This window comes from Nonomuraea deserti (assembly GCF_004348685.1).
Classification (GTDB): Bacteria; Actinomycetota; Actinomycetes; order Streptosporangiales; family Streptosporangiaceae; genus Nonomuraea; species Nonomuraea deserti.
Map to the genome: position 1 here is coordinate 50,542 of NZ_SMKO01000010.1, position 12,298 is coordinate 62,839.

Annotated in this window: 14 protein-coding genes; 10 read left to right on the top strand and 4 right to left on the bottom strand. The window is 71.5% G+C overall.

Translation table 11 applies throughout. From position 1 onward, the window contains the following. Positions 1–2 precede the first annotated feature (2 nt). A complete protein-coding gene (locus E1292_RS06560; RefSeq protein ID WP_132593030.1) occupies positions 3–380 on the bottom strand; it encodes an ArsR/SmtB family transcription factor in 378 nt (125 codons plus the stop codon). 89 nt (positions 381–469) lie between these two features. On the opposite strand from E1292_RS06560, the gene E1292_RS06565 reads away from it, so the two are divergent. Further along, positions 470–1,627: an MFS transporter gene (locus tag E1292_RS06565; RefSeq protein WP_165974420.1), complete on the top strand. Its 1,158-nt coding sequence runs from the start codon at positions 470–472 to the stop codon at positions 1,625–1,627. Here the strand turns inward: E1292_RS06565 and E1292_RS06570 are convergent. Next, positions 1,570–2,190, bottom strand: coding sequence for a TetR/AcrR family transcriptional regulator (locus tag E1292_RS06570; RefSeq protein ID WP_132593034.1), 621 nt, complete (start codon positions 2,188–2,190; stop codon positions 1,570–1,572). The genes E1292_RS06565 and E1292_RS06570 overlap by 58 nt on opposite strands. Positions 2,191–2,256: 66 nt before the next feature. Here E1292_RS06570 and E1292_RS06575 point away from each other — a divergent pair, with 66 nt between their 5' ends. Then, positions 2,257–2,721 (top strand): hypothetical protein, encoded by a 465-nt coding sequence (locus E1292_RS06575; protein WP_132593036.1) that lies wholly within the window; start codon positions 2,257–2,259, stop codon positions 2,719–2,721. Here E1292_RS06575 and E1292_RS06580 read toward each other — a convergent pair. Together E1292_RS06580 and E1292_RS06585 are read right to left on the bottom strand one after the other, a co-directional pair. Next, a complete protein-coding gene (locus tag E1292_RS06580) occupies positions 2,690–3,520 on the bottom strand; it encodes an undecaprenyl-diphosphate phosphatase (protein WP_132593038.1) in 831 nt (276 codons plus the stop codon). The two genes, E1292_RS06575 and E1292_RS06580, sit on opposite strands and share 32 nt — an antisense overlap. A gap of 39 nt (positions 3,521–3,559) precedes the next feature. Further along, the gene (locus tag E1292_RS06585; protein WP_220446694.1) at positions 3,560–4,441 is read right to left on the bottom strand and encodes a MurR/RpiR family transcriptional regulator; all 882 of its coding nucleotides are present in this window, start codon (positions 4,439–4,441) and stop codon (positions 3,560–3,562) included. Positions 4,442–4,552: 111 nt separating this feature from the next. On the opposite strand from E1292_RS06585, the gene E1292_RS06590 reads away from it, so the two are divergent. The 8 genes from E1292_RS06590 to E1292_RS06625 are packed head-to-tail and all read left to right on the top strand — an operon-like array spanning position 4,553 to position 12,238. Beyond that, positions 4,553–5,686 carry a C45 family autoproteolytic acyltransferase/hydrolase gene (locus tag E1292_RS06590; RefSeq protein WP_246089962.1) on the top strand — a complete coding sequence of 378 codons (1,134 nt, stop codon included), beginning with the start codon at positions 4,553–4,555 and terminating at the stop codon, positions 5,684–5,686. Further along, entirely contained in the window at positions 5,683–7,290 is a 1,608-nt protein-coding gene (locus E1292_RS06595) for an ABC transporter substrate-binding protein (protein WP_132593044.1), read from the top strand. The genes E1292_RS06590 and E1292_RS06595 overlap by 4 nt, the downstream gene beginning before the upstream one ends. A gap of 3 nt (positions 7,291–7,293) precedes the next feature. Beyond that, positions 7,294–8,211 (top strand): ABC transporter permease, encoded by a 918-nt coding sequence (locus E1292_RS06600; RefSeq protein ID WP_220446695.1) that lies wholly within the window; start codon positions 7,294–7,296, stop codon positions 8,209–8,211. Continuing rightward, positions 8,208–9,050 (top strand): ABC transporter permease, encoded by an 843-nt coding sequence (locus E1292_RS06605; RefSeq protein ID WP_132593046.1) that lies wholly within the window; start codon positions 8,208–8,210, stop codon positions 9,048–9,050. Before E1292_RS06600 ends, E1292_RS06605 begins: the two co-directional genes overlap by 4 nt. Next, on the top strand, positions 9,050–9,991 hold the full coding sequence (locus tag E1292_RS06610) for an ABC transporter ATP-binding protein (protein WP_132593048.1): 942 nt from the start codon (positions 9,050–9,052) through the stop codon (positions 9,989–9,991). Before E1292_RS06605 ends, E1292_RS06610 begins: the two co-directional genes overlap by 1 nt. Before the next feature lies 1 nt (position 9,992). Continuing rightward, positions 9,993–10,754, top strand: coding sequence for an ABC transporter ATP-binding protein (locus E1292_RS06615; RefSeq protein ID WP_132593050.1), 762 nt, complete (start codon positions 9,993–9,995; stop codon positions 10,752–10,754). Between the two features lie 60 nt (positions 10,755–10,814). After that, positions 10,815–11,735, top strand: coding sequence for an AraC family transcriptional regulator (locus E1292_RS06620; protein WP_132593052.1), 921 nt, complete (start codon positions 10,815–10,817; stop codon positions 11,733–11,735). Further along, entirely contained in the window at positions 11,732–12,238 is a 507-nt protein-coding gene (locus E1292_RS06625; RefSeq protein WP_165974421.1) for an HAD domain-containing protein, read from the top strand. Before E1292_RS06620 ends, E1292_RS06625 begins: the two co-directional genes overlap by 4 nt. The last annotated feature ends 60 nt before the right edge of the window (positions 12,239–12,298 follow it).

Consider the following 12,298-nt stretch of genomic DNA (forward strand, 5'->3'; position numbering starts at 1 on the left):
GGTCAGCGCCGGCCCCGCTCGCCGGACGCGGCGAGAACCGACTGGTCGCGGGACGCGGCGGAGGGCGAGGCGTCGCCGGACGCGGCGAGGATCGAGTCGAGCAGGCCGGGGAAGCGGGCGTCGAGGTCGTCGCGGCGCAGGCTGATGTATTTCATCCGGCCCTCCTGCTTGGTGCAGACGACGCCGGCCTCCCTGAGAGTGCGGTGGTGGTGTGAGGTCGTCGACTTGTGCACCCCGAGGTGGTCGCCGGCCTCTCCGCAGGTCATCTCGCCGACCGTGGCCAGCCGGGCGACGATCTTCAGCCGGATGGGGTCGGACAGCGCCCGCAGGACCTCGGTGAGCTCGATGTCCTCCGTCGCCGGGTGCGGAAGCAGGCGCATGGATCCCATCCTACCTCCGTCGCATTGTTTGACAACCATAAAACAATGCGACAGTTTGATATGTGTCCAACTGTATGGGGGAGGCTCTCTTGAGCACACGGCTCTACCCGCTGGCTGCCGGAAATTTCGCGATCGGTACGGGCATGTTCGTCACCGCCGGACTCCTGCCGCCCATCTCGACGGACCTCGGCATCTCCACGGCGGCGGCGGGTCAGCTCATGACCGTGTTCGCGCTGGCGTACGCGGTCCTGTCACCCCTGCTCGCCGCCGTGACCGCGCAGCTGCCCCGCAGGACGTTGCTGCTGGCGGGGATGGGCGTGTTCGTGCTGGGGAACGCGTTGACCGCGCTGGCGCCGACGTACACGCTGATCATGGTCACCCGGGTGCTCGCGGCCGCGGGCGCCGCCATGTTCACGCCCACCGCGTCCGCCGTGGCGAGCGCGCTGAGCCCGCCGGAACGCCGCGGCCGCGCGCTGGCGCTGGTGATCGGCGGGGTGAGCATGGCGTCCGCGATCGGCGTGCCGCTCGGCACCTGGCTGGGCGGCGCCGCGGGCTGGCGGGCCACGCTCTGGCTGGTCACCGGGCTCGGCGTGGCCGGGCTCGCCGGGGTGGCCGCCCTGGTGCCCGACGTCGCGATCCCGATGTCGGGGCGGCTGAAGGAGCGGTTCGTGCCGCTGGCCGACCGGCGGGTGCTGGCCGTGCTGGGCACGCACGTGCTGGTGTTCGCCGCGAGCTTCGCCGCCTACACCTACATCGGGTCGCTGTTCGACCTGCCGCTGGCGGCCGTGTTGTGGGCGTGGGGGCTCGGCGGCGTCGTCGGCAACACGCTCGGCGGGCGCCTCACCGACGCGTACGGGCCGCGCCGCATGATCCTGATCGGGCTGGTCGCGAGCACCGTGTTCCTGGCCCTCGTCCCCGTCGCGAACCTGGCGCTGCCCGTCGCACTGGTGTGGGCGTTCCTGTGGAGCGCGCTCGGCTGGCTGATCGCGCCCGCCCAGCAGTTCAGGACCGTCGCCGCCGTGCCGGGCGACGTCCCGGTCGGGCTGGGCCTGCTGTCGTCGGCGCAGTATTTCGGGTTGTTCGTGGCCGGGCTGGCGGGCGGCGCGGCACTCGGCTGGTACGGCAGGACGGGCGTGATCGTGCTGTCCACCGGGCTGGGGCTGGCGGCACTGGTGTTCACGCTGGCCACCTACCGGGCCGTCGCGGCGCCCGTGATCTCCTCCAGGGAGAGCTCGCCCGTCAGGTAGCGCTGGATGGCGGGCGTCACCGTGGCCGCCACCAGGTGGGCGGGCATCGAGGCGAGCGGGTCGACCTTGAGGATGTAGCGCATCATCGCCACGCCGATCAGCTGCGAGGCGGCGAGGAGCCCGCGGATCTCGGGGTGGTCGTGTGACAGGCGACCGGCGAGCGGGGTGAGGAGTTCCTCGCGCATCAGCTCTTTCAGCAGGTCGGCCGCCGCGGGGGTGGCCGAGGCCGAGTGCAGGACGGCGGCGAGCGTGGGGCCGTGCGACGGGCTCTCCCACAGCTCCAGGTAGCGCGTGACGAGCCGCTCGGCGAGGTGGTCCTCGTCGCCCTCGAAGGACTCGGCCAGCAGCGCGACCGGCATGCTCTTCTTGATCGCCGCGTCGAACAGGCCGTCCTTGTTGCCGAAGAAGTGCATCACCAGCGCGGGGTCGACGGCCGCCTCGCGGGCCACGCCCCTGATCGTGGTGCCGGGGTAGCCCCGGGACACGAACGACGCGATCGCCGCCGCCAGGATCAGCTCCCTGGTCTGCGGGTTTCCCGGGCGCCTGCCCCGTTCTTCGGCCATGGGGCCATTCAACCAGCGACGCCGCTCGCGGCCCCGCCCGGCCGTACGTCGGCCAGAATGGTCGCCGTGGCTGACGACAACGACCCCCGCGACGAGCCCGTGCCCGCCGGCGCCCCGCAGCCAGAAGGCGCCCCGTCGCCGCCGGGGAACGACCCGCGTGACGAGCCCGCGCCCTTCGGAGCCGTCGTCCTGCTGACGGCCGGCTCCGCGGTGGCGGTCATGGTGATCTCCGCGCTCATGTCGGACCCGCCGGGAATGAGGTTCCACCTCGGCGGACCGATCGCCCTCGTGGTTTTCGAGGTGGTCACGAACGAGGTGTGGTGGCAGCGCTGGTGGGGCGCGATCCCGGGCGCGATCGGCGGCCTGGCCTGCTATTTCGAGGGCCGGGCCGCGCTGGCCGACCTCGTCGGCGACACCTGGGGCCACCCGATCGCGTACGTCGCCGCCTGGACGTTGTTCGCCGTCGTCTTCGCCCTGTGCAGCCGCTATCCCCGCACCGTCAGCCGTTGGCGGGGATCCACCCCAACGTGACCGCCAGGATGACGAAGAACCCCAGGATGATCCGGTAGATCACGAACGGGGTGAAGCGGTGGGTGCTGATGTATCTCAGGAACCAGGCCACGGCCAGATAGCCGACGGCGAACGAGATGATCGTGGCCAGGATGGTGGGCCCCCACGCGGGTGCCGGGCCCTCGCCGATCTCCCGCAGCTCGAACACGCCCGAGGCCAGGACGGCGGGGATCGCCAGCAGGAACGAGTATTTCGCGGCGTCCTCGCGGCGGTAGTCGAGCAGCAGTCCCGCGGTGACCGTGCCGCCCGAGCGGGACACGCCGGGGATCAGGGCGAGCGCCTGGGCGCAGCCGTAGACGAGGGCGTGGGGGAGGCTCAGGTGCTTCTCCAGCGTGAGCTTGTTGCGGGCGGTGCGGTCGGCGAGCCACAGGATGCAGGCGAAGACGATCAGCGTGGTGCCGACCAGCCGCAGGTCGCGGAAGCCGGTCTCGATCTGGTCTTTCAGCAGCACGCCGAGGATGCCGATGGGCAGCGAGCCGGCGATGATGTACCACCCCATACGGGCCGCCCAGTGGCCGCGCAACTCCTTGACGAACAGGGAGCGCGTCCAGGTGGAGATGATCTCCCAGATCTCCTTACGGAAATAGATCAGCACGGCCGTCTCCGTGCCGAGCTGGATGACCGCGGTGAACGCAGCGCCGGGATCCTGCCAGCCGGCGAAAGCGGAGACCACACGGATGTGGGCGCTGGAGGAGATCGGCAGGAACTCCGTGAGCCCCTGGATCAGCCCCAGCACCACCGCTTCTAGCCAGCCGATCACGACGAAACCTTCCGAGAATGCGGGAGTGACGAGGTGAGGTTAGCGGAAACGGGGGCCGAGCAGTTGCTCGCGTAGCGCGCTCAGCTGGTGGGAGTGCTCGACCGAGCGGGTCTGGTCGAGGGAGTCGAGCGCCAGCAGCAGCGCGTCGGCCACGATGATGCCGGTCAGGGGCTCGCCGGTGATGCCGGTGGGCGTGTGCGGCGCCGCGAGTGCCGCGTCCACGCGGTCGGCGAACTCGCCTCCGAGCTCGTCGGAGATCAGCACGATGCCCGCGCCCACCGCGTGGGCCCGGTCGATGAGCACCGTGATCTCCTTCAGCCGGCGGCCCGGCTGGAAGATGACGAGCACGTCGCCGTGGCCCAGCGCGAGCAGGTCGTCGGCCAGCGCGAAGCCGGTCGCCGAGGTGGCGCGGGCGCGGTGGCCGCGGCGGCCCAGCTTGAGCGCCAGGTGGCGGGCGGCGGGGTCGGAGGCGCCGGTGCCGAAGACGAGCACGCCCGGCGCGTTGACCAGCAGCTCGACCGCCTTCTTGAACGCCTCGGCGTCGAACAGGCGCCGGCAGTGGTCGATGCGCTCGCGGGCCTCGTCGAAGACCCGCTCCCAGATGCCCGACAGGTCCTGCCCGACGTGGCTGATGCGCTGCTTGAGGCGTACGTCGGGGGCCACCGCCGAGGTGAACTCGGCCGCCAGCACGCGTTTCAGCCCGGGCAGCCCGCCGAAGCCGAGCCGCTGCATCGTGCGCACGACGGTGGCGTTGCTCGTGCCGGTCGCGGCACCCAGCTCCTGGGCGCTGGCGAACAGGATCTGCTCGGGCGGGGCGGACACGAGGAACTGGCACACCGCCCGCTCGGCCGGCGACAGCTCGTCCCACAACTGCCTGACCTTGGCTCTGAGCTGCTCGACCGGACCGTGTGTATTTTCCATTACGGCTATTGACTCCTCTGTAGCGATCATTACTCTGTCTTGGAAACGACCGCTACAGACTCGCCGCCTCCTGAAATGAACGTTACAGGCCGGTCGGTCCAAGGAGCACCATTGAGCCTCACTTCCCTGCCCCTCGTCGAGATCTCCGGCGCTCCGCGCGAGCGGGGACGCCAGTACGGCGAGCAGGCCCGTGATCGCGTCCAGCGTGCGATGACCTACTACGCCGAGGCGTTCGGGCACTCCAGCGGACTGACATGGGAGCAGGTCGTGCAGCGCGCGGCCCGCTGGGTGGAGCCGAGCAGGGCGTTCGCGCCGGACCTGGTCGAGGAGATGGAGGGCATCGCCGAGGGCGCGGGGGTCGACTTCCTCGACGTCCTGGCGCTCAACGCGCGCGGCGAGATCATCTACGACACCACGTTCAGTTCCATGGAGCCCGACGGCTGCACGTCGTTCGCGCTGATGGGCGAGGCCGCGGGCGACGGCCACGTCTACGCGGGCCAGAACTGGGACTGGCGCGACGGGGTGTCCGGCACGCTGATGGTGCTCAGGGTGGTCCAGCCGGGCAAGCCGACGGTGATCATGCACGTGGAGGCGGGGCAGGTCGGGCGGCAGGGGGCCAACTCGGCGGGCATCGCGCTCAACGCCAACGGGCTCGGGGGGCGCTTCGACGACTCGGTGGGCGTGCCGCAGACGCTGATCAGGCGCAGGGTGCTCGACAGCGACAACCTCAACGCCGCGCTGGAGGCGCTGACCAAGCCGCGGGCCCACATCGCGAGCAACGCGCTCGTCACCCATCGCGAGGGCTTCGCGATCGACCTGGAAACCACCCCGGGAGCGGTCGGCTGGATGTACCCGACCGACGGGCTGCTCGTCCACGGCAACCACTACCAGGCGTTCGTGCCGCCGCAACTGGCCGCCTCCTACCGGCCGGGCTCGGCCGACTCGCTGTTCCGGGTGCCGAGAGCCGAAGGCGGGCTGCGGGCCGTGGCCGAGGCGTCCGGCACCGACGAGGCACGCAAGCGCATCAGGCTCGCCATGTCCGACCACCTCGGCTACCCCGAATCCCTCTGCACCCACCCCGACCCCGCCCAGCCCGCCGTGAGACGGTGGGCGACCCTGCTGTCGAGCTGTGTCGACCTCACCACCGGCGACTACCTGATCGCGGCGGGCACGCCCTGCGACCACGAGTACGAGCGCGTGCCCTGGAACCTCTACGACGGACCGCATGGAGAAGTGACCCCGTGAAGAAGACGCTCGCCCTCCTAGGGCTCATCGGTCTCACCGCGGCCTGCGGCGGCCCCGCCGCGACCACCAAGCCACCCGACCCGGCCAAGCTCACCCTGGTCGACCGCACGGCCAAGGCGGCAGGCCCGCTCGACTCCGCCGTCTGGCTGATCGACGAGGAGCCGGGCACCCTCGACCTCGACACCGACGGCGGCACCAACAACCGCACGATCATGGCGAACGTCTGCGAGCGCCTCATGCAGACCCAGCCCGACATGACGGTCAAACCCTGGCTGGCGGAGAAGGCCGAGCGGCCCGACCCCAAGACCATGGTGCTCACGCTGCGCCGGGACGCCACGTTCCACGACGGCTCGCCGGTCACCGCCGACGACGTCGTGTGGAGCCTCAAGCGGCACGCCGGCGAGGGCATGGACGAGTCCGACGAGTTCGAGGACGTCGACTCCGTCAGCAAGACCGGCGACCACGAGGTCACGATCGCGTTCAAGAAGCCCAACTCGCTGTTCGACCAGGCCATCGCGGGCGGCGCCGGCATCGTGCTGAACAAGGAGGCCGTCGAGAAGCAGGGCGAGGAGTTCGGCACGCCGGGCCACGAGGACGCCTGCAGCGGGCCGTACGAGGTGGCGGAGTGGAAGTCGGGCAGCCACCTCACGATCACCCGCCACGACGCGTACTGGAACAAGGACGTCAAGCCGCTCACCAAGAGCATCACCTTCAAGTGGGCCGAGGACACGGCGCTGGTCAACAGCCTGGTCACCGGCGAGGCGCAGGGGGCCTACCTGTCCGACACGGGGCCCGCGGTCGCGCTGCAGGCCAACCAGGCGGTCACCGTCTCCTACGGCGCCACCACGCGGGTGTACGTGTTGTTGCCCACCGACCGCGGCGTGATGAAGGACCCGAAGATCCGCCGGGCGATGTCGCTGGCGATCGACCGCGCGGGCATCGCCAAGTCGGGCTTCGCCGGGCTGGCCAGGCCGTGGAAGGTGCCGGTCGGGGCCGGAGCCTGGTCGTACGAGAAGGAGGCGTTCCAGGCGGCCTACGACCAGTTGCAGGGGGCGCCGGACAAGCCGCGGCTCGACGAGGCCAAGAAGCTCGTGCAGGAGGCGGGCTCGCCCAAGGAGCCGATCATCGTGGCCACCAACGGCGAGCAGTCCCGCACGGTCATCGCCAACGCGGTGGTCGACGCGGCGAAGAAGATCGGGCTCACCGCGCAGATCAAGACCGTGCCCGCGTCCGAGTTCGGCAGCTTCTACACCGACGAGTCGCTGCGCGCCCAGGTCGATCTGGTGCCCGACGACTGGTACATCACCAAGTCCGACCCGATCGGCTTCTACGACAACGGGCTGACCGGCTCGGCGAACAACTGGGTCAAGTTCAGCTCCCCCGAGTACGACGAGCTCGTGGCCGCGGCGCTGGAGACCACCGACGACGCGGCCCGCGCCAAGGACGTCATCGAGCTGCAGCGCCGCTTCACCGCCGACATGGTGTGGATCTCGCTGGTCGAGGTGCCCAACGCGGTCGTGCTCGGCGGCAAGGTCACCGGGCCGCCCGCCTCGCAGGTGCACATGAGCTACCCGTGGGCGGCCGACCTCGGGGCCAAGGGCTGAGCCGTGGCGGTCCGCAAGCTGGCCGGGCTGGTCGCCACGCTGCTCGCCACCTCTTTCGTGATCTTCGGGGCGTCGTACGCGGCGCCCGGTGACCCGGTCACGTTCCTGGCGGGCGGCAAGGAGAACCTGACACCCGAATACCTGGCCGCCATCCGCGCTCAGTACCACCTGGACGACCCGTTCCTGGTGCAGTACGCGCGGTGGCTGGGCGACGCCGTGACAGGCGACCTCGGGCGCTCGATGCAGTACAACGACCAGGTCTTCGACCTGATGCTGGCCCGGCTGCCGAGCACGCTCGGGCTGGTGGCGTACGCGTCGGTGTTGTTCGTGGTGTTCGGCGTCGCCCTCGGGGTGCTGGCGGCGGTCCGCGGCGGCCGCGCCGACTCCGCCGTCGTCGCCGGCACCACGCTGGCCACCTCGGTGCCGTCGTTCGTCACCGCCGCCGTGCTGATCTCGCTGTTCGGCGTGCAGCTCGGCTGGTTCCCCGTCATGGGCGGCGGGTCGCTGTGGCACCTGACGCTGCCCGCCGTGACGCTCGCGCTGGGCGCGCTGGCCATCATCAGCCGGGTGACCAGGCAGGCCATGGTCGAGCAGCGCGAGCTCGACCACGTGACCGTGGCCCGCGCGTCGGGGCTGGCCGAGCGGCTGATCGTCACCAGGCACGTCCTGCGCGGCGCGCTCGGCCCGATCGTGACCATGTGCGGGCTGGTCACCGCCGGCATGCTGGCGGGCACCGTGGTCGTCGAGACCGCGTTCAGCCTCAACGGGATCGGCTCGCTCCTGGTCAAGGCGATCAACACGCACGACTTCCCCGTGACCCAGGCGGTGATGTTGTTCATGGTCGCCGCGTACATCGTGGTGACCACGCTCGTCGAGCTGCTGCAGCCGCTCATCGACCCCAGGGTGAGGAGGCGGGCATGACGACCGTCGTCTCCACGCTCTCGCCCGGGCCCGCGCGACCCCTCGGCTACTGGCTGGCCGGCGCCTTCCTCGGGCTGGTCGTCGCGGCGGCCCTGCTGGCGCCGGTGGTGGCGCCGTACGAGCCCGACGCGGTCGACTTCGCCGCCACGCTCGCGCCGATGTCGCCCGGACACCCGCTGGGCGCCGACCAGTCGGGCCGCGACCTGCTCAGCAGGGTCATGTACGGCGCCCGCACCTCGCTCATCGGCCCGCTGCTGCTGCTCGCCATCGCCTCGGTCCTCGGCGTCGCGCTCGGCACGCTGGCCGCCTGGCACCGCGGCTGGGTCGACACCGTCGTGGCCAGGCTGACCGACGTCATGTACGCCTTCCCCGGGCTGCTGTTCGTCGTGCTGATCGTGGCCGTGTTCGGCAACGGGATGACCACGGCCGTCATCGCGCTCGGCCTGGCCTACACGCCGACGATCGCCCGCTACACCAGGAGCGTCGCGCTGGGCGAATGCGCCAAGCCGTACATCGACGCCTACCGGGTGCAGGGCATGGGCGGCTTCACGATCTGCGTGCGGCACCTGGTGCCCAACATGGCGCGCTCTATCGTCGGCTACCTGGTCGTGCTGTTCGGGGAGGGACTGATGAGCCTGGCCACGCTGAGCTTCCTCGGGTTCGGGGCGCAGCCGCCGTCCTCCGACTGGGGGCTGATGGTCAAGGAGGGGCAGCCGGCGATCGTGCAGGGGGCGTTCCTGCCGGTGCTGGTGCCGGGCGCGGCCATCGCGCTCGTGGTCGTGTCGTTCAACGTGATCGGCGTGCGCCTGGCCGACCGCATGGGCGTGAGGGGGGCGTGATGGTGCTTTCCGTCGAAGGGCTGACGATCGAGGCGGGCGGACGGCGGCCGATCCTCGGCGACGTCTCGCTCACCGTCGGCCGGGGCGAGATCGTGGGCCTGGTCGGCGAGTCCGGCTCCGGCAAGTCCACTCTCGCCCGCTCGGTGCTGCGCCTGCTGCCCCGGCACTCGACGGTGTCGGGGCGGGTGCTGGTCGCGGGCGACGACGTGCTCACGATGGAGCCAGGCGCGCTGCGCGACCTGCGCGCCACGCAGGTGTCGATGATCTACCAGGATCCGCGCTCGTCGCTCAACCCGGTCCGCAGGATCGGCGACTTCCTCACCGAGCGCATGGTGTTCACGCTGGGCCGGCCCAAGGCGGAGGCCCGCGCGCGGGCGCTGGAGCTGCTGGCCGCGGTCGGCCTGCGCGAGCCCGAACGGCACATGCGGCAGTACCCGCACGAGCTGTCGGGCGGCATGTTGCAGCGCGTGGTCATCGCCGCCGCGCTGGCCGCCGACCCGGCGCTGCTCCTGGCCGACGAGGCGACCAGCGCGCTCGACGTCACCACCCAGGCCGAGACGCTCGCGCTGCTGCGCCGGGTGCAGGCCGAGAGGGAGCTCGGCATGTTGTTCATCACCCACGACCTGCACCTGGCCGCCGCCTTCTGCGACCGGGTGCACGTGCTGTACGCGGGCACGCTGGTCGAGTCGCGGCCGGCCAAGGAACTGTTCGAGGACCCGCGCCACCCGTACACCGCGGGGCTGCTGGCCTGCACGCCCGAGCTCGACGACCCCCGCCCGATCCGCCCGATCCCCGGCCGGCCGCCCTCGCTGGACGACGCGTTCACCGGCTGCCCCTTCGCGCCCCGGTGCCCGCACGCCACCGGCGCCTGCGAGGAGTGGCGGCCGCGGCCCGTGACCGTGCCCGGCGGCTCGGCCGCCTGCCGGCTGGTGGAGGTCTGACATGCTCGCCGTACACGCCCTGTGCAAGTCGTTCGACGGCGCGGTGGCCGCCGCCGACGTCTCCTTCGAGCTGGCCGCGGGCGGCTCGCTCGGCCTGGTGGGGGAGTCGGGTTCGGGCAAGACCACGATCGCCCGCATGCTCGTCGGCCTGGTCACCCCCGACTCGGGCACGATCACCGTGGCCGGCAGGGCCCGCACCGTCAGGGAGCGCGGCAGGGCCGCCAGGCTGCGCAGGGCCCGCGAGATCCAGATGGTGTTCCAGGACCCGTACGTCTCGCTCGATCCCAGGCTCACCGCGGCCGAGTGCCTGCGCACCGCGCTCAGGCTGCACGGCAAGGAGCTCTCACGCGCCGGCGAGCTGCTCGACCAGGTCGGGCTGGGCGCCCGCGAGGCCGGGGCGCGGCCCCACCAGCTCAGCGGCGGCCAGCGCCAGCGCCTGGCCATCGCCAGAGCCCTGGCGGTCGAGCCGTCGGTGCTGGTACTGGACGAGGCGGTGGCCGCGCTGGACGTGTCGATCCAGGCGCAGATCCTCGAGCTCCTCGCCCGGGTGCGCCGCGACTCGGGCGTCGCCCTGCTGTTCGTCAGCCACGACCTGGCCGTGGTGCGCCACCTCTGCGACGACACGCTCGTCCTGCACCGGGGGGTGGTGGTCGAGCGGGGGCCGGTCGCGCGGGTGCTGGCCGAGCCCGAGCACCCCTACACCAGGCTGCTGCTCGACTCGGTGCCCCGGCCCGGCTGGGACCCGGCCAAGGCAACCCGCTGACGATATCCATACGACCGGCCGCGGTTGAGAAGCGCAATCCCCTATGCGATCGTCTGACCCATGGACCAGCTCGCGGCGCTTCTCGACGGCCCGCGTGCCCGCGGCGCCTTCCTGCTCCGCTCGGTCCTCGCTCCGCCCTGGGCGCTGCGCATCCAGGACGAGGCCCCGCTGTCGGTGATCGCCCAGGTGTCGGGCGAGTCGTGGATCGCGCTCGACGGGCGCGCACCGGTACGCCTGCCGCCGGGCGAGGTCGCGGTCACCCGCGGGCCGGAGCCGTACACCGTGGCCGACCATCCCGGCACCGAGCCGCAGGTCGTCATCCACCCCGGCCAGCACTGCGCGACACCCGACGGACGGCCGCTCACCGGGACGATGGACCTGGGCGTGCGCACGTGGGGCAACGACCCCGACGGCGGCACCGTCCTGCTGACCGGCACCTACAACCTGGAGGGCGCGGTCAGCAGGCGGCTGCTCGAAGCGCTGCCCCGGCTGATCGTGCAACCTGGCGGCCCGATCATCCCGCTGCTCACCGACGAGATCGTCAAGGACGAGCCCGGCCAGGAGGCCGTGCTCGACCGGCTGCTCGACGTGCTGCTCATCGCGGTGTTGCGGGCCTGGTTCGCCACCCACGAGGCGCCCGGCTGGTTCCGCGCCATGAGCGACCCGGTGGTGGGCCGGGCCATGCGGATGATGCACAACGACCCCGCCCGTCCCTGGACGGTGGCCGCGCTGGCCGCCGAGGTGGGCGTGTCCAGGGCGTCGCTGGCCAGGCGCTTCACCGAGCTGGTCGGCGAGCCGCCGATGGCCTTCCTCACCGGCTGGCGCCTGGCCCTGGCCGCCGACCTGCTGCGCGAGCCCGACACCACGATCGGCTCGGTCGCCAGGAAGGTCGGTTACGGCAGCCCGTTCGCGCTGAGCGCGGCGTTCAAGCGCGTCCACGGCGTCAGCCCGCAGGAACATCGGGCCGGAGCCCTGCTGTGAAGCCGCTGCTGCTGCTCGACGTCGACGGCGTGCTCAACCCGATGGGCCGGCCGACGCCCGACTACCGGCGCTACCGGTGCACGATCGGCGGCGAGGTCTACACCGTGCACCTCAACCCCAGGCACGGTCGCAGGCTGCTCGACCTGGCCATCGCCACCGGGTCCGAGCTGGTGTGGGCGACCACGTGGGAGCAGCACGCCAACGACTGGATCGCGCCCAGGATCGGCCTGCCCTCGCTCCCCGTCATCCCGCTGACCTCCGACCCGCCGAGCGAGCACGGCGAGATGTTCAAGACCCCGCACGTGGCCGCCTACGCCGGCCGGCGGCCGTTCGTGTGGTTCGACGACCAGGTGTGGGCAGAGGACGAGGAGTACCTCAGGGTCCGTCAGGGGCTGGCCGACTTCCTGCTCATCCACGTGGACCCGATCCGGGGCCTGACCAGCCGGCATCTGGGCATGGCTCAGGAGTGGCTGACCCTTACAGGGTTTTCTCAGGGTTCCTGACGGGAGTCCGTCGGGCCGGTCGGTCGTTGTACGGGTAGGTCGTAACCACACGGAGGCACA